At 36.7% G+C, this 20,217-nt stretch carries 18 protein-coding genes; 3 read left to right on the forward strand and 15 right to left on the reverse strand.

Annotation, left to right across the window (positions count from 1 at the left end; genetic code table 11):
- Window positions 1–43 precede the first annotated feature (43 nt).
- On the forward strand, window positions 44–448 hold the full coding sequence (locus ACGLWY_RS17570) for a helix-turn-helix domain-containing protein (protein WP_396620983.1): 405 nt from the start codon (window positions 44–46) through the stop codon (window positions 446–448).
- Between the two features lie 222 nt (window positions 449–670).
- Here ACGLWY_RS17570 and ACGLWY_RS17575 read toward each other — a convergent pair whose 3' ends face one another.
- From ACGLWY_RS17575 to ACGLWY_RS17615, 9 genes are all read right to left on the reverse strand, one after another.
- Complete coding sequence (locus tag ACGLWY_RS17575; RefSeq protein ID WP_396620984.1) at window positions 671–835, reverse strand: hypothetical protein; 165 nt, start codon at window positions 833–835, stop codon at window positions 671–673.
- Entirely contained in the window at window positions 832–1,536 is a 705-nt protein-coding gene (locus tag ACGLWY_RS17580) for a DUF2007 domain-containing protein (RefSeq protein ID WP_396620985.1), read from the reverse strand. Before ACGLWY_RS17580 ends, ACGLWY_RS17575 begins: the two co-directional genes overlap by 4 nt.
- A 155-nt stretch (window positions 1,537–1,691) precedes the next feature.
- Window positions 1,692–2,201, reverse strand: coding sequence for a DUF4365 domain-containing protein (locus tag ACGLWY_RS17585; RefSeq protein ID WP_396620986.1), 510 nt, complete (start codon window positions 2,199–2,201; stop codon window positions 1,692–1,694).
- Between the two features lie 10 nt (window positions 2,202–2,211).
- Window positions 2,212–2,757: a hypothetical protein gene (locus ACGLWY_RS17590; protein WP_396620987.1), complete on the reverse strand. Its 546-nt coding sequence runs from the start codon at window positions 2,755–2,757 to the stop codon at window positions 2,212–2,214.
- 240 nt (window positions 2,758–2,997) lie between these two features.
- The gene (locus ACGLWY_RS17595; RefSeq protein ID WP_396620988.1) at window positions 2,998–3,834 is read right to left on the reverse strand and encodes a hypothetical protein; all 837 of its coding nucleotides are present in this window, start codon (window positions 3,832–3,834) and stop codon (window positions 2,998–3,000) included.
- Window positions 3,835–4,249: 415 nt separating this feature from the next.
- A complete protein-coding gene (locus ACGLWY_RS17600) occupies window positions 4,250–5,260 on the reverse strand; it encodes a hypothetical protein (protein ID WP_396620989.1) in 1,011 nt (336 codons plus the stop codon).
- 151 nt (window positions 5,261–5,411) lie between these two features.
- Window positions 5,412–6,323 (reverse strand): hypothetical protein, encoded by a 912-nt coding sequence (locus ACGLWY_RS17605; protein WP_396620990.1) that lies wholly within the window; start codon window positions 6,321–6,323, stop codon window positions 5,412–5,414.
- A gap of 290 nt (window positions 6,324–6,613) precedes the next feature.
- Window positions 6,614–7,234: an MAE_28990/MAE_18760 family HEPN-like nuclease gene (locus tag ACGLWY_RS17610; RefSeq protein WP_396620991.1), complete on the reverse strand. Its 621-nt coding sequence runs from the start codon at window positions 7,232–7,234 to the stop codon at window positions 6,614–6,616.
- A gap of 10 nt (window positions 7,235–7,244) precedes the next feature.
- Window positions 7,245–8,297, reverse strand: a complete 1,053-nt coding sequence (locus ACGLWY_RS17615) for a DUF262 domain-containing protein (protein ID WP_396620992.1) — start codon at window positions 8,295–8,297, stop codon at window positions 7,245–7,247.
- A gap of 471 nt (window positions 8,298–8,768) precedes the next feature.
- On the opposite strand from ACGLWY_RS17615, the gene ACGLWY_RS17620 reads away from it, so the two are divergent.
- A complete protein-coding gene (locus ACGLWY_RS17620) occupies window positions 8,769–9,326 on the forward strand; it encodes a DUF6266 family protein (protein WP_396620993.1) in 558 nt (185 codons plus the stop codon).
- A gap of 316 nt (window positions 9,327–9,642) precedes the next feature.
- Here ACGLWY_RS17620 and ACGLWY_RS17625 read toward each other — a convergent pair whose 3' ends face one another.
- From ACGLWY_RS17625 to ACGLWY_RS17645, 5 genes are all read right to left on the reverse strand, one after another.
- On the reverse strand, window positions 9,643–9,870 hold the full coding sequence (locus ACGLWY_RS17625; RefSeq protein WP_396620994.1) for a helix-turn-helix domain-containing protein: 228 nt from the start codon (window positions 9,868–9,870) through the stop codon (window positions 9,643–9,645).
- A 701-nt stretch (window positions 9,871–10,571) separates the two neighbouring features.
- Window positions 10,572–13,190 carry an MGH1-like glycoside hydrolase domain-containing protein gene (locus ACGLWY_RS17630; protein ID WP_396620995.1) on the reverse strand — a complete coding sequence of 873 codons (2,619 nt, stop codon included), beginning with the start codon at window positions 13,188–13,190 and terminating at the stop codon, window positions 10,572–10,574.
- An 879-nt stretch (window positions 13,191–14,069) separates the two neighbouring features.
- Window positions 14,070–15,716 carry a SulP family inorganic anion transporter gene (locus tag ACGLWY_RS17635; protein ID WP_396620996.1) on the reverse strand — a complete coding sequence of 549 codons (1,647 nt, stop codon included), beginning with the start codon at window positions 15,714–15,716 and terminating at the stop codon, window positions 14,070–14,072.
- A gap of 559 nt (window positions 15,717–16,275) precedes the next feature.
- On the reverse strand, window positions 16,276–17,073 hold the full coding sequence (locus ACGLWY_RS17640) for a lysophospholipid acyltransferase family protein (RefSeq protein WP_396620997.1): 798 nt from the start codon (window positions 17,071–17,073) through the stop codon (window positions 16,276–16,278).
- A 52-nt stretch (window positions 17,074–17,125) separates the two neighbouring features.
- Window positions 17,126–17,767, reverse strand: a complete 642-nt coding sequence (locus ACGLWY_RS17645) for an NUDIX hydrolase (RefSeq protein ID WP_396620998.1) — start codon at window positions 17,765–17,767, stop codon at window positions 17,126–17,128.
- A gap of 3 nt (window positions 17,768–17,770) precedes the next feature.
- On the opposite strand from ACGLWY_RS17645, the gene ACGLWY_RS17650 reads away from it, so the two are divergent.
- Window positions 17,771–18,484: a peptidylprolyl isomerase gene (locus ACGLWY_RS17650; RefSeq protein ID WP_396620999.1), complete on the forward strand. Its 714-nt coding sequence runs from the start codon at window positions 17,771–17,773 to the stop codon at window positions 18,482–18,484.
- A gap of 761 nt (window positions 18,485–19,245) precedes the next feature.
- Here ACGLWY_RS17650 and ACGLWY_RS17655 read toward each other — a convergent pair.
- Window positions 19,246–19,851, reverse strand: a complete 606-nt coding sequence (locus tag ACGLWY_RS17655) for a trimeric intracellular cation channel family protein (RefSeq protein WP_396621002.1) — start codon at window positions 19,849–19,851, stop codon at window positions 19,246–19,248.
- Between the last annotated feature and the right edge of the window lie 366 nt (window positions 19,852–20,217).

The raw sequence follows: 20,217 nt of genomic DNA on the forward strand, positions 1-20,217 counted from the left end.
TTACAAGTGTGGTAAATTTCACAAAAAACCTTATATTTGGTTCATGGAAACAGCAACAAAACCAAACCACATAGGCAGAAAGATTAGCCGTATCAGGGAGCTAAGAGGCATGAAACAAGAAACACTAGCCGAACAACTGGGCATTAGCCAACAAGCTGTGTCCAAAATCGAGCAGTCCGAAACCATTGAGGGTGACAAACTCGAACAGATTGCAAAGGTGCTTGGGGTTACAAAGGAAGGTATTGAGAATTTTTCGGATGAAGCTGTTCTCAATATTATTGGAAACACCTATCATGTAGATAATTCGTCAGCTGTGAATTATGGATGTACTTTCAATCCTCTCGATAAACTATTAGAAGCGCACGAAGAAAACAAAAAACTCTACGAACGTCTTTTAAAATCTGAACAGGACAAAATCGAGTATTTAGAAAAGCTCCTCAATAAATAATACCATACCAGAAGAAACTAATTGCATAGGCGCACTCAAAAGTAATGGTTTCCTTTAGTTTAAAATCGCTGCTATAGGTTGTTTTTGGCAACCTATGAGGTTGGGAATTATAAGTAAAAATCAATAACTCCATCTAACTTTTATCTTCGGTTTCGTGAATAGTTATTTTCTTAGAAATGGAGCCAGAAGCAATGAACTATGTCGGTGTTAGCACATGTTTTATTAAGGTTTAAAATCAATTTCGCAATCAAAGCAATGGCTTTTCTTTTTAAGGAAAGGAATTGGAAAACCTATTAAAAGAATAGCCATAGCCATAGCACCTCTTGATGGTTTTGGTCGAGAAACTTCCAATGAGCCACAATTTGGACATTTTAATTCTTTACTCAATAATAGCCGTATTTTAAGTTTGAACAATATATTTTCAGGGAGTCTGAATTTAAAATTAATTCGCTATGGTTTATTTTGTACTCATATTGTCTTTCAAGGAGAAAGTCCAACGTGTCAATTTGAGATATGTTAATAAAATTATTTTCCATTTTCCAATTCCCATTTATTCGAGGCGTATTAAAACCAGGGAATTGCACATGCCCATTTGTTTGAAAGTCCAATTTCTCAAAGCATTCTACTATTAAACGAATTTGTACTTTGTCAGATATTGTAGAGGGAACATATTCTTGGTTTTGATAAACTATGTAGTCTATGCACCAATTTCTTTCGGTTAAAAGTTCTAAATCGGTCGGACGGTTTATATGTCTATAGATAAATACCGAGAAACCTAATATTATGGTAATAGTGACTATTGAAATCAGTAAAAGTTTAATGATTTTCTGAAATTTTGGGTCGCTAATTTTCTTTTCGACTTTACTTTGTTCAGGTTCTTTCCATTTGTCAACAAATCCATTTTCTTCAAGGATTATACTAGCTCTTTCCAAATTTGATTCTGCTACCTGAAGTCGGACACCTCCAATTGCTTGCGAAAGAAAATTGTGTACTTGTACCGTGTGTTCATCAAGAACTCTGCATTCAATTCCTTCAGATTCTAGTTTAGATTTGACGACCGCTAGTTCTGTTGGGAACACAAAGGTCATTAATGTTTTAAAATTCTCCAATGTTCTTAAATATGTGCTAACGGCTCGAATATGCGTAGTGCGGGAATTCAAGGCACTTCGCTATCAAACCGCTACGCAGGTTTATTAAATGCTTTAATGTTCAAATTTACTAAATTGCCCCGCATTACGTATATTTATTGTTGTGTGGCGTTATTTCTCATCTCCTGTACATGAGCATTTTGAGCTGCTAATTTCCTGTCTGTAACCTCTTGTACATACCCTTTAATTACTTCCCAGTCAATGTCAGAAAGTCTGTTTTCTTTTGGCATGAGAACAGTAAAAGTTTCATTGTCCTGATTAGGACTAGGAACATCTTTTAGTAAAATCCAATATGCTTCATTGTCAGGAACAACATACTTAACGATTAAAACGACTTGCAATTTTCTCCATAAATAATTGTACGTAGCAACCCTTAATGTCTGTGTTTCATTTTCTGCGTCATTGCTGTTCTCTGATGACTTGAGTTGTACTAAGAGTTCAAGCCCTGTTGCATCAGTACCCTCGAAAAGGTCAACAATCAAATCAACACCATAGTCATTATCGGGTTTATGTGAATACCAATTATTCGGAAGACAATTATCGAAAAATCTTTCTGAAAGTTCTTCGTTATTATGTGCTTGGGGTCTTTGAGGTAGTTTTTGCATATTTTTATTTTTATAAAACTCTTATCCTTAATGATTCAAACATTAGAGATATTGCATCTTTAGCATCTTTTTCAAGAATTAATTCTGAATCCTTGTATTTCTTAGTACTTCTAGAATATAAATTATTTTCATCCATTATTTCTCTTAAATGAACAAAAGGATTTCTTTTTAATCTTAGTTCATCAACCTTATCAATAAAGTAATCTGGGATTGCTGAATTCCCTTTAAACTTCTTTAAGATATTATTAAGGGTAAATTTCGACTCTTTTTCAAATCCATGAATCTTTAATGATTCTTGAAAACGGCGCTCAATAAAAGACAGTGCTAAAATCACTACGGCAATATATTCTGCATTTATAAAACAGCCTTGAACTTCCTTAAAAATCCTGTATGACTCATCGCTTCCATGTATGACATTACCAAAGTCAGGATAGTATTTATAAAAGTATCTAAACCTTCCTAACCTTTCATCGAAAGTTGCTTTATCAAAATCATGCAGTTCCCTTTCAAATGAATCTCGATTATCAACGTTATTTCCAAATAAATCCTTTTGCATCTAGTCTGTTCTTAATGCCACACAACAATTGTAAACCACAACAAACAGCACCATCATTGTAGTCATATTCTTTATACATGCAATATATTACTTTTTAATAAGCTATTAAATAAAAAAAAACATGCCTTGCTGTAAAATGTAGTTTCTTATATATGCTTACTTTAGCTATAATATTGCTACGAAGTCACAGAATGCTGAGCTGGCTTCGTAGAGCTGGTTACCGGTTTGTACGCAGTGATTTCATTTAATCGTGTCTTTTACGTAAATCGTTTTCTCAAAATAAACTCTTGCAGTCATACTGTCAATTTCTTTATCCTTAAAAGGTCCATAAGAGTATTCTTCCATATATCCTCTTAAAAGTTTTTTCCCTGGCTTTTTAAACCAACTTCCAAAAATTGCTACGTGACCATATCTTTTAGGGTCAATATCAGTAAACCATTTTTGATTAATAGTATCTGTTTTTAAGTTGTCAAAATGGTCTGTTCTAATCAGACTGTCATTTGGAAAAGGTGAATTGAAATTTTCACTTTCGCTATGGAAAAAGACTCTGATTTGAGAATCATAATCTCTTATTCGACGAGAATTACAATATGCAACTCCACGAATTGGCTCATTTAAGTCGATAGTGTCTTTGTTAAAGTCGAAAACATTGTAGTTGGTTGCTCGTGTTCCTAAAGTGTCATTTACAAATTCTTTTTGGTTAAAAATCGAATCTTGATCTCTCCAAGCAAGTGTGTCTCCTTTTTTATCAAGAAACCAAGCTCTATTTATTCTCGAATGTCCGTCTATCACAAACCATTCTCTAATTTCCCTTAATTTTCCATCATTTGAGTATAAATTCCAAATTCCGAATGGCTTTTCGTTTTTTTGGATTTTCCCTCTTTTAAATATTTGTCCGTTTCTGTAGAAATAAAAAAGGCTATCACAATTCTCAAGTATCACTCTCTTTTTGAAAGTCAAATTGCTATTATCAGAATAGAATTCCAGTTTTTCAATCGGTTTAGTGTCCTGTGAATTTTCTTTACAAGCTGTAAAGATTAATGGAAGAATGAATATTATAAGTAGGTTTTTCATCATTGCGTACAGCACCCATACAACCACAACAAACAGCAACCCCATCGTAGTCATATCGTTTATGTATGCAATATATTACTTTTTAATAAGCTATTAAATAAAAAAAACCGCACCTTATTGCAAAATATAGTTTCTTATATATGCTTACTTTTTCTAATATTGAAAGAGCTGGTAGTTTAAAGAGCATTAAGTCATGCATCCAACAAGTAGAAACTCAAAACTGTAATGGTTTGGAAGGGTTGGGTAGATTATGCGCTTTTTGTTTTTTAGAGCCAGCTTCTACGATGGCAAAACCAAAGGTGCTTAAATGTCCTGTGAGTTTTCAACGTTACAGCATGAAATCTAACAGGCAAGTATAAGCGTAGTTTTATGATTTTAGTTGTCTTACACAACGGTTAACTTCTTTGTTAGCTGCTGTTTAATTTATTTCTTGTTCTAATCTGTCCCTAATTAAAGATAACGGAGAAGCAATTGCGTTTATATATTGAAAATTACCATTTCTATTATTATTTATGGAGAGTTGAATTGGACTTGCTTCACTTTGGACAGCATTTACTTTGAATATATCATTTTCTTCGTCATACATAAAATATGGTGCTCCAGATGAACCAAATCGAAAATAACCTTTTATTAAATACCTTAATCCCTCCACAATATAGTTGCCTTGAAATCTGTCGGAAAAAATATTCCAATGGTCTAATATGCCTTCTATTTTTGCCTCGTTTAAAAGTCTACCAAGATTATCCACAGGAGCACTTTGTAAGCAGAAAAAATTATTGTTTGAAGTGTCATAAATTTCATAGTCGATTTGAACAGATGGGATCTCATCTATGATATCTTTATGAGTATTAGTGATTTTATATAATGCAATATCTTCGCTATAATATGCGTTAACTAATTCTAGTTCCAAGATAAATGTATGCCTATTTTGTGCTGGCTCAGGAAAATATCTGTTTGCTCCAATAAGAGCTGTAAGTCCAGCATCATTATATAATTGATTATTTCTGAATTGGATAATTAGAAATGGTTTACAAATATTATTTTGATAGAAATTAATCCATCTTGTATCATAGTTTATCCGATTTAGAGCTCCTATTAAAGAGGTAATGTCTTGTTGGTTTGCAGAACTAAGATGCCTGTTGTTTGCTACATTATCAAGTATGTAGCACCTATTGAAAAGCGCTATTTCGTTTGCATTTAAATGAGGTACAATATTCCCCTGATAATCAGCTTCAGGTATAGATTTAAATAGTTGAGCTAGGCTACGTAAGTTGTGAGCTACACTTAAAACATATCCGTTTCCTATGTGGAATGCACTAATATTATTATCAAATTTTCTTCTGGCAGGTTCATCAGCATTTGTTACTGACATTATTCTGAACAATGGAGATTTTTGTTCGTCAATCAGTTCTAATTTTCTTTGTTTCATATTCATTTAATTGCTGCTAACTCATTATACAGTAACATTTATTACTAATACCCCATAAATATATCAGGTTATCGTTAGTTTTTAGTCTTCTATTGCCTCCTTTTTAAAATGATGGAAGTTCTTATATCATGCAATCCCGTAAAACCGCTGTTTATTGCAGTTTATTAACTTCCAACAATTTTTCTTGAAGTAAATTCAGATAAGATAATCCAAATGCTGCAGAACATATCAATTCTGATATAGTTTTTTTGTCAATCTGTTTTAATGTCTTGCCTCTGTGAGCTAATGAATTCCTTAAACCCCTTAATTTATTTAAATTTCCTCTAATGTTATCAGGTATTTTTGGAAAACCAGAATTGTGAGCGATTAATGGAAGCAAAATGTTTAATTGATAGCTATAAGTTGCTCCATTACTTAAAAAGTCATCAACTCTGTCTTTAGCTGAAAAAGCAGAAAAATATTCTGTCATTAAATTATTCAATGTTGATTCAACGGAAACATTGGAAGGAATAACACATGCACTATAATTCTTTACTGTAAAAGCCTCTACTGCGTTGATGATATTTTCCCAAATTTCATTCTCTTCAGATTTTTCAGCCCAATTAATTTGTACGGCAACAGGCGTTTCTTCTACTTGTTCTCCAAATGGTCTGCCATATAAATTAATTACATTGGGAATAAAATGCCTAGACGGTGTGTTTCCATGTAATTCTACCGGAAATAACCCTGTGCCATTTGGTGTATAACTGGTTTGTAAAATTTTAGATTCTTTAGGGATTCCAATTTTTTCTAAATCTAAAGTAAAAATTTCTCCAGCCTTCATGTAAATTCTCAAACTAGTAGTATATCCTCCAACTATTGCATATGTATAAGAAGGAAAATCCCAATCAAAATGTCTCAGAAGGAGTGACCACCAATCAAGTTTAGTGCCACACTTTGGACATTTCATTACGATTCCATGAAAATAATTCGATAAATTTTCACTAGTGATTGGAAATGAAATTTCTTTACATTCAGGACATGGCGTTTGATAAATCTCTGTATGTAATAAATCATATTTCATTTACAATGTGTTTTTTTAATTCTAACTAACGTTTTTTATTAATTATTAAAAATCAATATATTACAAATTTAATTTTTATTCCTCTCATTTGCTTTGTCATTCACCTTCGCGTTAGCCCAAGAAGTCAATGGTTCGGAATATGGAGGATTATGGCTAACGTTCCGGCTATTTGTATTGCGAGATTACCAGGTACTTTACCGTCCGCTTACCGATAAGTTCAAAATGTTTTTACTTTCAATTTACTACTAAGCATCGTATCAAGCATAGCCATTGTTGGGTCATCGTACTTTTTATTTTTTAAAAGTTTCATTCTTTTCACAAATTTCCACTCCTATTACAACATCCAACATCATATTTTCTACTAGAGAAATAAATTCAGTCACATGAGTCATGTTGACAATTATAGAATTTTCACCATGGGCTATTTTGTTTCTAAAGAGTAAAAGCTTGTTAAGTCCACTATTATATTTTCCATCTACTTCAGTAATACAATAACGCTCTAAAATTCGATTCAAGACTTTTAGGTTTACATTTGATTCAGTCGGTACTGCGGGCTTTATATTGATTATATCTTGGAATAGTTCATCCAATGACTGAACTAGCTTCATTTTTTTATCAAAATGAACTCTAGGGTTATTGAAGTCGCATTCTGAATCTAATTGATGTGTCAGTAGAGCATATGAAATTTCAGACCTATTGAGCGATAATGTATTTAAGTGATTAGAATAAATTGCAAAGCAATTTTTTACAAATCCTTCCCAAATCGAATAAATAGCTGGAATTGAGTATTTAATGTGCAAATCTTTATGATCAGGACTAAAGCTATACCTAATTGGAATACTTTTCAGAGTCGCGAGCTCAGATGTTCGCCATTCAATATCTGCTAATATTTCTTGAACAAATGTTTTCATAGAGTTTCTATCAACCGAAAATTTCGTCTGCTACTTCAATTCTTTTTAATATTCTTGATTTACTGGCAGAAGCGGAACCCGAAGCTTTTTTGAAGGATTCTGATTTCTTTAGTTGAGTGACTTTATCAATTAATTCATCAGTTCGAACATCCTTATATTTTTCGTAATATTTGGTTATACCAATGGAAACGCAATCAAATAAACTGGTTGAAAAAACATTGTTTGAACCTCTAAACACTTCCTTTCCTATAGGGTGGAGAAGGTTTATCATGTTTTCGAAATTTGATTTTAAGTTAGGGATATTCTCAGCATCTGCCACTGCCTTTTTCATGTAATTTGTCATGTGTTGAGAAATGTTCTCAGACAATTCATCTTGTCCATCAGTAAGAGCACAGAAACGTAAAACCAATTCATCCATATAAAGTTGTTCAAGTTGTCTCTCCGTAGGTTGAATTAGTTGAATAAATTTATCCTGTTCAGCACAGTCTCTCAGAAAGATGTTGAACTGTTTTGAAATGCCTCTGAAAATCGCATTTCGTATTTCTTGATCTGTAAGTTCAGAGCCACCAGTGTTCAGACGGTTAAATAATTCATAGCGCATGTCAAAAGCACTATTCCACTTAATTATTTCAATTCGACAAGTAGCTCTTTTTATATTTAATTGAAATTTTAAAGGCAAATCTTTACATGCTAGTTTCTCCAATTCTTCTGTCAAGTCTCCTTTACACATAACCCAATTATTCTTGTCTATTGTGTCTTTGAGAATTCCAAAAAATGAAAATACTGTTGAAATCCTTTGAAGTCCATCAACGAGTTCCCATCTTCCATTTTCATCTTCTGCAACAAAAATTGGAGGAACAGGAATGCCTATTAGAATTGATTCAATGAACCTTGTTTTTTGATAGGTGTCCCACCTGAATAATCTTTGAAAATCTGGATCAATAATGATTTCTGATCGTTCATACATACTCATTATCTCACCAAAAGACATGTCTAGTCTGTCTGTACTTAAACTATTTCTAGTTTGTTGAAGTCTATCTTCAAGCTTTTCAATTTTACTCATATTGTTTTTTTATTCATTTTACATATGCCCCAACTTATTATAGATAACATTTATTACCCATAATCCTCATAAATACAATCAGGATATCATTAGTTTTTTATCTTTTATTGCTTCCCCTATTCAAAACGATGAAAATTCTTATCCCATGCAATATATAAATAAATGTTATAAAAACTTTCAAAACATATTTCTTTTTTAAAGCAGTGTTTATTTAGTTTGATCCCACCCAGGTTCGCCCTTTGTTCAGGCAAACCCCCATCCAAAAAATAGACCCCCGAACCGTAGCTGAACAAAACCCGAACAAAACTCGAACAAAACCCCTCTATTTTTGGGCAGGTGTGTCAATTTGTGTCAATGTGTGTCAATATGTTGCAATGTGTGTCAATATGTGTCAATATGTGTCACGGGTTTGTTTGTTAGCACATGGCTGTGTAGTTTCACCGCATTATTAACCCCAAAATCTATAAAAACATGGGAACATTTAGTAAAGGCATCCTCGGAGGATTCTCCGGAAAAGTAGGCAACGTTGTAGGTGCACGTTGGAGAGGTAAAGACATTATGCGCAGTTTACCCACAAGGGGCAACTACTCGCCCACCCAAGCGCAATTGGACCAACGCGACCGCTTTAAAACAGCTATTGTGTTTTTAACGCCTATAAAGGAGATCCTCTCGGCGTATTTTGGTAAACCCCAAGGCGATAAGTCCAACTTTAATCTGGCTACAGGCTACCACATTAAGAACGCCCTATTGCCCGACGCCCTAGACGCCTATGTGGTCGATTACCCCAAAGTGCTTATTGCCAAGGGCGATCTACGCGGACTTGCCAATGCCAGCGTAACGCCCGATGCGAACCAAGTGGTTAGCATCCTATGGGACGATAACAGCGGACAGGGTAATGCCTCGGCTACGGACGAGCTGGTGGTCGTGGTCTATTGCGAAGCCCTCAGCCTTTTTGAAACCGCCAATCCCGCAGGTGCGCGCGATGCGGCTACGGTACAAATACCCTTGCCTGCCTATTGGGCGGCGTAGGAAGTACAGGTTTGGGCATCCTTTGTGACTGTCGATAAAAAACTAGCAGCGACCAGCACCTACCTTGGGGCGGTGACGCTTACCTAAGCCTGATTTTTATTAGCTGAAGTGAGGCTATCTAAAAAAGTTGACAAAACTGTCATGACTGTAAAAGTCATCTGTTTTTACCCGTTGGGTGTCATTCTTCTTATAATGACGAACCAGTAACCAATTGCTTGGTTTCTAACAAGGATCTGTAAACACACTTTTTTAGAGCGTCTCACTTTTTTTACACGCCATAACTGCCCTAAAGGCTATACTCTTTTTAGAAACACCCCTACTCTTTCCTTGGTCGTAAATGGTTGTTTCGCATCCTATTTATCATAAGCTGTTCAATAAATTTTTTTGGATAGTATAAAACACCTCCCTGTTTGGTATAAGGCAATTTCTTGGTTTTGCACCAGCGGTATAAGGTGCTACGGCTTACTCTAAAAAATTGTTGCGCTTCGGCAGAAGTCAACCATAATTCCTCATTAGAGGAGGATTCATTTCTAAGTCTAATCATAGTGTTTTTTTCTATATTTATTGTAAGTATTAGCTTATCAGATTACATAGATATAAAAAAATAACTGACATATGAAAGGTTTTTTGTTGGTGTTAGGTGTTGGGTTCTGGGTACTGGGTTTGTGAATCGGTCAACTATAATCAGGGAGGTCAAAATCGGGAAAGGTGAATCGGGAATTGTGAATCGTGAATCGTTAAGATACTAGGTTTTGGGTTTGACGAAATTCTGAATTCTGAATTCTGAATTCTGAATCATAAATCGTGAATCGTGAATCGTGAATCGTTAAGATACTAGGTTTTGGGTTTGACGAAATTCTGAATTCTGAATTCATAATCATTCTAACAATCTAAAAATCTAACCGTCTAACCGTCTAACAATCTAACAATCTAACCCCATAACCTCATAACCTTCTAACTTCTGCCTTCTCAATTCCACATTCACAATCCATAATCCATAATCCTGAATTCTGAATTCTGAATTTGATCATCAATCGTAAATCGTAAATCGTTAATTCGTGAAACGGGAATCGTGAAAGGTGATTCGGAAATGGTATCTTATCGCCGTTTAAAACAACTTTCTAACAATCTAACCGTCTAACAATCTAACCGGTCTAACCAGTCTAACCATCTAACCGTCTAACAATCTAACCAGTCTAACAATCTAACCAGTCTAACAATCTAACAATCTAACAATCTAACCATCTAACTCTCCATTTCCATAATCAAATTCGCAATCAGCGCCGTCCACCCCGTTTGGTGCGATGCACCTAGGCCTTTACCCGTGTCACCATCAAAAAACTCGTAAAACAAGTGCAGGTCTTTAAAGTGTTCATCTTTTGAAAACACGTGGTTGGGATCGTCGGCGTGGTATTGAAACTTACCATCGGAATTAACTTCAAACAACTTTATCAAGCGTTTGGTAAGTTCGTTAGCAATCTGCTTAAGGTTGAGTTTATGACCCGAACCCGTAGGGAACTCATACTGATAGCGATCACCATAAAAAGTATAATACTTACGTAGCGACTGAATGACCATATAATTTAAAGGCATCCAGATAGGACCACGCCAATTGGAATTACCGCCAAACATATTGGAACGGCTTTCACCCGGTTCGTACTGAATTTGGTAGTGTCCGTGATGCTCAAACACAAACGGGTGTGCCTCGTGGTACTTGGACAAGGAACGAATCCCGTAATCGGAGAGGAATTCGTTTTCATCCAACAAACGAATCAACAAATGCTCCAACCTAAACCCACGCATGATGGAGAACAAGTAATTACCATCGGCATTGGTATCGTCAATATTCGAGATTAATGAAGCCAGGTCGGGTCGGGTTCTTATAATTTCGTTGGCCCTAAACCTAAAGTCCTTTAACTCTTCAAATAAATCCTTATGCATAATCTCTACGGCAAACATGGGAATAACACCCACTAAAGAACGCACCTTCAGGCGGTTGGTCGTGCCATTAGCCATTTCTACCACATCGTAATAGAAATTATCTTCATCATCCCAAAGCGAAATGTCCTTTTTACCTATGTGGTGCATCGCCCAAGCGATATTAAGGAAATGCCTGAAAAACTTAGCCGCAGCTTCCTCATAAATTTTGTTGGTTTTTGCCAGTTCCAGTGACATGCGCAGCATATTAAGCGTAAATAGCGCCATCCAACTGGTGGCATCCGCTTGTTGCATTCTGGTAATCCCCGGTGGCATGTGGTTGCGGTCGAACACTCCAATATTGTCCAAACCTAAAAAGCCCCCTTCAAATAGGTCGGTACCATTCTTATCCTTTTGGTTGACCCACCATGTAAAGTTGAGCAGGAGTTTTTGGAAGGCTTTTTCCAAAAATTCGGTATCGCCTCTACCCGTGTAGTTTTTGTCCTTTTCATACACGTTCCAAACGGCATATGAATGCACGGGAGGGTTCACGTCGCTAAAATTCCACTCATAAGCTGGAATTTGTCCGTTGGGATGCATATAGTTTTCCTGCAATACGAGCAACAACTGTTCTTTGGCGAAAAAAGGATCGATTTCTACAAACGACGCCATATGAAACGCCAAATCCCAAGCAGCGTACCACGGGTATTCCCACTTGTCGGGCATGGAAATAACGTGCCTGTTGGTAAGGTGCTGCCAATTGTAATTACGCATGTTTGCCCGATTGGGGGCAGCCTCCCCCGGACCGCCAAACAGCCATTTAAACACATCGTTATAATAGAATTGCTTGGTCCATAACAAGCCCGAAAAAGCACTTTTGGCAATGGCTTGGTGGGCTTCGGGAATGTCCGTTTTAATGGTTTCGGTATAAAAGGCTTCACAATCGCTGATGCGTTGGTGGAATACCGCATCGAAATCTGCCCAAGGAGCTTTTACCTTGGTTTTGCTTAAGCGTACTTTGATGCTTTTTTCTTCACCCGCCTTTAGTTTTAACTGGTGCCAAACGGCAAATTTAGAACCTGTCTTTTCGGGGTTGACCGTAGCCTCACCATGTATCACGTGGTCGTTGATGCCATCCTTTACATAAGCGACATCGTTAGGGAAATTATAAATACGCTGATTATTGGTTTCGTTATCACAGAATAACTGTTCGCCGTCTTCATGATACAGGTAATACCTGCCGTTTCTAATGCTTCTGGATTGCACCTTGTTTCCCGAAATGGATTTCATACTGGGGCGTTCATAACGCTTGTTGTGTTTCCAAAAATTGCGAAACCACAAATGTGGTAGCACATGGATATCGGCAGTCTTAGTTCCCCTGTTTACCACCGTTACTTTCATAAGGATATCATCGACATTGGCTTTGGCGTATTCAATATAACAATCAAAATAAGCATTGTTTTTAAAGACTCCCGTATCCAATAATTCATGTTCGTAATCCTCACGGCTTTTCCGATTGCCGTTTACCAAATCGCCATACGGGAATTCGTTTTGCGGATACTTATAAAGGTACTTGCAATAAGAATGTGTTGGCGAAGACACTTGGTGAAAATAGAGTTCCTTAACATCTTCCCCATGATTTCCTTGGTTGTTGGTAAGTCCAAAAAGGCGTTCCTTTAAAATAGGATCCTTACCATTCCAGAATGCCGGTGCCAAACACAGGATTTCCCGCGAATCGCAAAAACCACCTATGCCTTCCTCGCCCCAACGGTAGGCATTGCTACGCGCTTTTTCATGGTCTATAAACTCCCATGACTCACCATGCATGCTGTAATCTTCCCTAACGGTCCCCCATTGTCTTTCTGCCAGGTATGGCCCCCATTTTTTCCAGTTTTTATAGGCGTTGGGCACTGCCAATCTTTCTGCTTCAGAACCTTTTTGAATCATATATTTTAGATGTATAATTGAACGACATATAAAAAACCAGACACTAGTATGTTAATTCGAGGTATTATTTTTATTCTAAAAAAATACTATAAAATGACGTTTAGTTTGTCAGACTGAGCTTGTCGAAGTCCCAACGTAAAACCTCATGATAGTGAATTTTACAATTGAAATCAGTAAAATGAGTATCGAGAATCAAATTTTAGTTCTCGATACCATTCGCTTTTGGCAAATCACTCGAACTGACACTAAACGAACACTTATAAGAGCACAAAATAGGTTGGTTTTGAATAAAAATAGGTCTTTTTTTTTGAAGTCATTCACGCTATTATAAGTATTGCCTAATTGCTATTTTTACTATAAATCTTTTAATATCTCGTAAAAAAATGGATGATAAATTGATGAAGTCGTAGGCATGTGAGTTAGATTGTTAGACTGGTTAGATTGGTTAGACTGGTTAGACCGGTTAGATTGGTTAGACTGGTTAGATGGTTAGATTGGTTAGATGGTTAGAAAGATGTTTTAAAACGACAAGATACTTTTCCCGATTCACGATGAACTGAACCCTGAACACTGAACCCTGAACACTGAACACTGAACACTGAACACTGAATACTGAACACTGAATACTGAATACTGAACACTGAACACTGAACCCTGAACCCTGAACACTGAACCCTGAACACTGAACCCTGAACACTGAACCCTGAACACTGAACACTGAACACTGAACACTGAATACTGAACACTGAATACTGAACACTGAACACTGAACTGAACCCAAGAAGTGAGCAAGACCCTACCTTCACGATTTGCCCTTCACGTCTCCCGTCTCCCGTCTCACGTCTCACGTCTCCCGTCTCACGTCTCACGCTTCAACAATCAACCTCCCCCTGCTATCCTAATAGCCTCTTTAATATCAGCTACTATAAATTGGTGGTCTAAAACGGCATACATATCATTCTTTTCGAAGTCGCTTTTTAATGTGTCGCGTATCCCGGACAAAATAACTTTGACATCTCGCTTTTGGTAAGATTTGATGATTTCCTTTAAACTTTGATAGCCCGTAGCATCTATTAAAGGCACATAACGCATCCGGATGATGATCACTTTAGGTTGAAAATGGGTATTGGTGATGGTTTCCTGAAATTGGCGTGCTGCTCCAAAAAACAAAGGCCCATTAATTTCATATAGCAACACATCTTTAGGCAAGTCCAAGAGTTCTTCATCAAATAAATGTTCGCCATTTACGGTATCCGTTGTGATGTTTTCAACAAGCACAGACTCACTCATGCGTTTCATAAACATAAAGCTGGAAAGCACGATACCTATTTCGATGGCGATAACCAAATCGAAAATCACTGTGAGCAAAAAAGTAGTCAATAAGATGATAATATCCATTCTATTCCCTCTTAAAATGGATTTGAATTGGCGCCACTCGCTCATGTGATATGCCACGACCATTAAAATACCGGCAAGACAAGAAAGCGGAATCAACTTGGCATAGGGAGCAAATAACAGCATAATGGATAATAAAACCAATGCATGAACGATGCCTGCTATTGGCGTTCTACCACCATTTTTAACATTGGTGGCCGTTCTTGCTATAGCTCCTGTAGCAGGTATGCCACCAAATAATGACGACACAATGTTTGCAGCACCCTGCGCTATTAGTTCGATATTGGAACGGTGCTTACCCCCAATCATAGAATCGGATACAACTGCCGAAAGCAGGGATTCAATACTACCCAATAAGGCAATGGCAAAAGCAGGTGCGATGAGTAATTTTACGGTTTCGAAATCCACATGAGGTAATGATGGCACACTAAAATGATTCGGAATGTTACCAAAATTACTTTCTATAGTATCTACAGGGATTTCAAACACCTTAACAACAATGGTTGACAATAAAATAGCAAAGATAGACCCAGGTATTTTCTTTATAAACTTTTGAAAATATAAAGTCATAAGGACGGTTACGGCAGCAATCGCCACGGCATACCAATTCACTTTATTAAAATTCTCAAAATAGACCCTCCATTTATCAAAGAAATCGGCAGGGACTTTAGCGATATGCAAGCCGAAAAAGTCATTGACTTGTGAGGAAAAAATAATTAAGGCAATTCCACTTGTAAAACCAACGATAAGCGAATAGGGAATAAATTTCAGCAAGTTACCCAGACGTGCCAAGCCCAGACCTATGATTATAAACCCAGCCATAAAAGTGGCGATGGTCAATCCGTTCATTCCAAATTCCTGAACAATGCCATATACAATGACAATAAAAGCACCTGTTGGTCCACCTATTTGTACACGGCTGCCACCAAAGCTTGAAATGATAATACCAGCAATAATAGCCGTTATAATCCCTTTTTCCGGAGAGACCCCAGAAGCAATGGCAAAAGCAATAGCGAGCGGAAGCGCTACAATACCTACGATAACCCCAGAAAGTGCATCCTTTGCAACAGTCTCTTTAGAAATGCCTTCTTTTATAAGAGAAAACAATTTAGGAATAAATTCTTTTTTCATTGTGTAATAAACAACCCAAATACTAGCAATATTCAGATTCTTGAAGTTTTAAATAGCCAATGACGAAGTTAATTATTTTTTTTAAGTACATGACAAAAAACCAACTATATTCAGATGTCGGTCTTATTAATGATGAATGATGAATGATTAGTGATTAGTAATTAGTGATTAATGATTAGTGATGATTCTTGATGAATGATGGGTGATGAATGATGGGTGATGAATGTACGTCCCTGATGAACTGAACACTGAACACTAAATACTGAATACTGAATACTGAACACTGAATACTGAAATTAATGATGAATGAATGATTGGTGATGACTCGTGATGAATGATGGGTGATGAATGTACGTCCCTGATGAACTGAACACTGAACACTGAATACTGAATACTGAATACTGAACACTAGAGGTTAGAAAGATGTTTTTTAAACGACAAGCCTTCCTTTCACTTTTCACGTCTCACGTCTCACGCTTCAACTCTTAAACGCTTCTACGACAAACAATTCAACGATTTGCCTTTCACGTCTCACGTCTCCCGTCTCACCACTCCCGTCTCACCACTCCCGAAGTTTGTTCAAAGCCTCTTGGGCTTCCAGTTCCTTTTGTGGAATCACCTTTAAAAAAGAAGGATGTTGTTCTATGGAGTATTCAATACGTTTTACAATCTCGTCGGTAGATTCATTCTCATAATCAATAACCAATGGCTCTTTTATTTCCATGGATTGCAGAATGTTTTTCTTTTTAATACGCAAACCCTTTTTATCAAACGACCTTCTAAACCCATCAATAACAATAGGTACAACTACGGGTTTGTAACGCTTTATAATATGGGCCGTTCCTTTTCTAATCGGTTTAAAAGGCGTTGTGGTACCTTGCGGAAAGGTAATAACCCAACCATCGTCCAAAGCTTTTCCAATACTAGAAATATCGCTCATCTTTACTTGGCGGTTGACATCCTGCCCCTCGGCCCTCCACGTACGTTCAATACTAATAGAGCCCACATAGGCTAAAATTTTAGGCAGCAACCCTGCTTTCATGGTTTCTTTGGCAGCCACGTAATAAATATTCATTTTTGGGTTCCACAAATAACCTACGTTTTTAATGGAATCCGTACGCCCACTTAAACTGGCATTAAACACATGGAACATCGCCACCACATCGGCAAAATAAGTTTGGTGGTTGGAAATAAACAGAACGTTTTTGTCTGGTAGGTTTTTAATAATTTCTGAGCCTTCAATTTGAAGCTCATTAAATCCTCGGAAACGCCTGTGTGTAAGCACCCCTAAAATTCTAATAAGCCACTTTTTTATAAAAAGGATATGGCCGAATGGATTTCTTTTAAACAATCCCATAAATCACACGTCAATATTGGTTAGATATTACAAATGTAATAAATCTATTAAACTACATAAGTTGTTTTAACAAGTCTTTTATCTCACTTAACATCATGGCAGTAGCGCCCCAAACCACATAATTATTAAGCTTGAACGCAGGCACCTCAACATCAGCACGATACGATGTGTTCACTCTTTGGGTAATGATATTGGCATCATCCAAAAAATGACTCAAAGCCACTTCAATAATGGCTTCCACCTCATCGTCTTGCTTAACAAACCGCGGTGTTTCCTTCGAAATACCTATAAATGGATGCACATAAAAGTTACTCGGCGGAATGTAAATTTTAGACAATCCTCTTAATACTTCCACCTGTTTTATAGGCACGCCTATTTCCTCATAAGTTTCCCTTATGGCGGCAGCTTCCAATGAAGCGTCGTGTGCTTCCAATTTCCCGCCAGGAAACCCAACTTGTGCCGAATGTACGCCATGGTAGGTTTTCCTAAGAATTAAAACCAAGTGCGCTTCCTGATTGGTATTGGGGTAAAATAAAGCCAATACCCCTGCCCTTCTCGCTGTTTTTATAGCCTGCTCTTGGTGTTTTAACAGTTCCTGCCTAAAAGGAGGTGCCATTTTAAACTGAGATGCTTGGGCTGGTAGCGGGAGATTTTTTATTTTTGAGAGCGCTATTAAAAAATCATCAAAATTCATTCTATGAAACTTGTATTGCTATTATCTGTTTTCGTTTTATTTCTAAATTGTGAAGATAAGCAAAGTAAAAAGAAAATAAATCCTGAAAAAGAAATAACAACCGTTGTAAAAGAAGAAGGGCTTACCGGCGATGAAGATACAACCGATATAACAAACCGTGCCTTCCCCAAGCTAAACTCTAAAAATGCCATGGAGTTTTTTTTGCAATACGACAAAGCACATAAAGAAAACAAAGTGCGTTTAACAACCGACTTTGGGACTATTGATATTTTGTTGTTTGATGAAACCAAGTTCCACCGTTCGAACTTTATCTTTTTAACCAAGCAGAAGTACTTTAACGGCACCCAATTTTATAGAGTTATTGATAATTTCATGGTACAAGCAGGAAATAGCGATGATAGAAAAACCGCCAACAAACGTACCTATATAGGCAAATATTTATTGCCTCCAGACACCAAACGGGGGTTTAAACACGACAGAGGCGCTGTATCCATGCCCAGTAGCGAAATAGACAATCCGCATAAACTAGCATCACCCTATGAGTTTTTTATAGTGCAACAACAAGGTGGCGCCCACTTTTTGGATGGAGATTATACTATTTTCGGAAAAGTTACCAGCGGGATGGACGTCGTAGATAAAATCGCAGCCGTTGAAACCGATGATGCCGATTGGCCCCTACGCAATATTTATATTAGGAAGGTGGAGATTGTTGAGTGATGGGTTCAGTGTTCAGTGTCCAGTGTCCAGTGTCCAGTGTCCAGTGTCCAGTGTTCAGTGTTCAGGGTTCAGTGTTCAGGGTTCAGTGCTTGTTAATCAGAAATCGTTAATCGTTAATCAAGAAAGAGGTATCTTATCGTTTTAAAACATCTTTCTAACCTGTCTAACAATCTAACAATCTAACCTGTCTAACAATCTAACAATCTAACCATCTAATAATCTAACAATCCAACCTTATGACTTCTAGTTGATTGATCTCTAAATTCTCAATTCCACATTCTTAATCCATAATTCTGAATTCGTTAATCAGAAATCGTTAATCGTTAATCATTGTAGCGTGAATCGTGAAAAGGTGAAACGTGAGGCGTGAAAAAGTGTTTTATCTTTTTACAAAAGCTGCTTTCTAACTTTCTAATAATCTAACCTTCTAACAATCTAACAATCTAACTGTCTAACAATCTAACAATCTAACAATCTAACAATCCAACCTTATGACTTCTAGTTGATTGATCTCTAAATTCTTAATCCATAATTCTGAATTCGTTAATCAGAAATCGTTAATCGTTAATCATTGTAGCGTGAATCGTGAAAAGGTGAGACGTGAGGCGTGAAAAAGTGCTTTATCTTTTTACAAAAGCTGCTTTCTAACTTTCTAATAATCTAACTGTCTAACAATCTAACTGTCTAACAATCTAACTGTCTAACAATCTAACCTCATAACCACATAACCTCATAACCTCATAACCTCATAACCACCCAACTCAATCCCTATACAAACTGGGCAAACTAATTTTAAACTTAACCGCTATCAAGCGCACCGCAATAACGACCGAACCGGAAATAACAAACACGATATTATTATCTATAGGCAATTCTCTAAGTAAAAAATAGGTTAACCCTCCCAAAATACAGGCGGTGGCGTACACTTCTTTTCTAAAGATAACGGGTATTTCATTACAAAGAATATCTCTAATAACACCACCAAAACAAGCGGTAATAGTACCTAAAGCAATACAAATAATAGGATGCAAACCTATAGCCAAGCCTTTTTCTATACCCACAACGGTATATAAGCCAATACCAATGGTATCAAACAAAAACAAGGAAACCCTTAAATAATCAATGCGTTTTCTGAATATGATGGAAAAGATGGTGGCAACTATAATAACATAAACGTAGATCATATTTTCCATCCAAGTTACCGGAGTTTGCCCTATAAGAACATCCCTTAAAGTTCCTCCGCCAACCGACGTTACAAAAGCAATGATCAATACGCCAAAGGCATCCATTCTTTTTTCCAGTGCCACTAATACCCCCGAAATGGAAAAAGCAAAGGTTCCGAGTACTTCTATAATTTGAAAAAACATCATAATTTAGGTGTTGGTTGTTGGTTGATGGTTGTTGGTTGATGGTTGTTGGTTTGTAAAAATAGTTTTAATTTAGTTTTAGTACTATGACAAAAATTCAAATATATTCAGATGTCAGGCTGAGCTTGTCGAAGTCCTAATTTTAAAATATCATGGGGTTGGGTTCTAGGTTTTGGGTTCAAGGTTCTGGGTTCTGGGTTTTTCAATTCCACATTCTTAATCCATAATTCTGAATTCTGAATTCTAAATCATCAATCGTTAATCAGAAATCGTTAATCGTTAATCAAGAAAGAGGCATCTTATCATTTTAAACATCTTTCTAACCTGTCTAACAATCTAACCTTCTAACAATCTAATAATCTAACC

Origin of the sequence: Mariniflexile sp. HMF6888, assembly GCF_044335535.1 — a bacterium.
In the GTDB taxonomy this organism is placed as follows: Bacteria; Bacteroidota; Bacteroidia; order Flavobacteriales; family Flavobacteriaceae; genus Mariniflexile.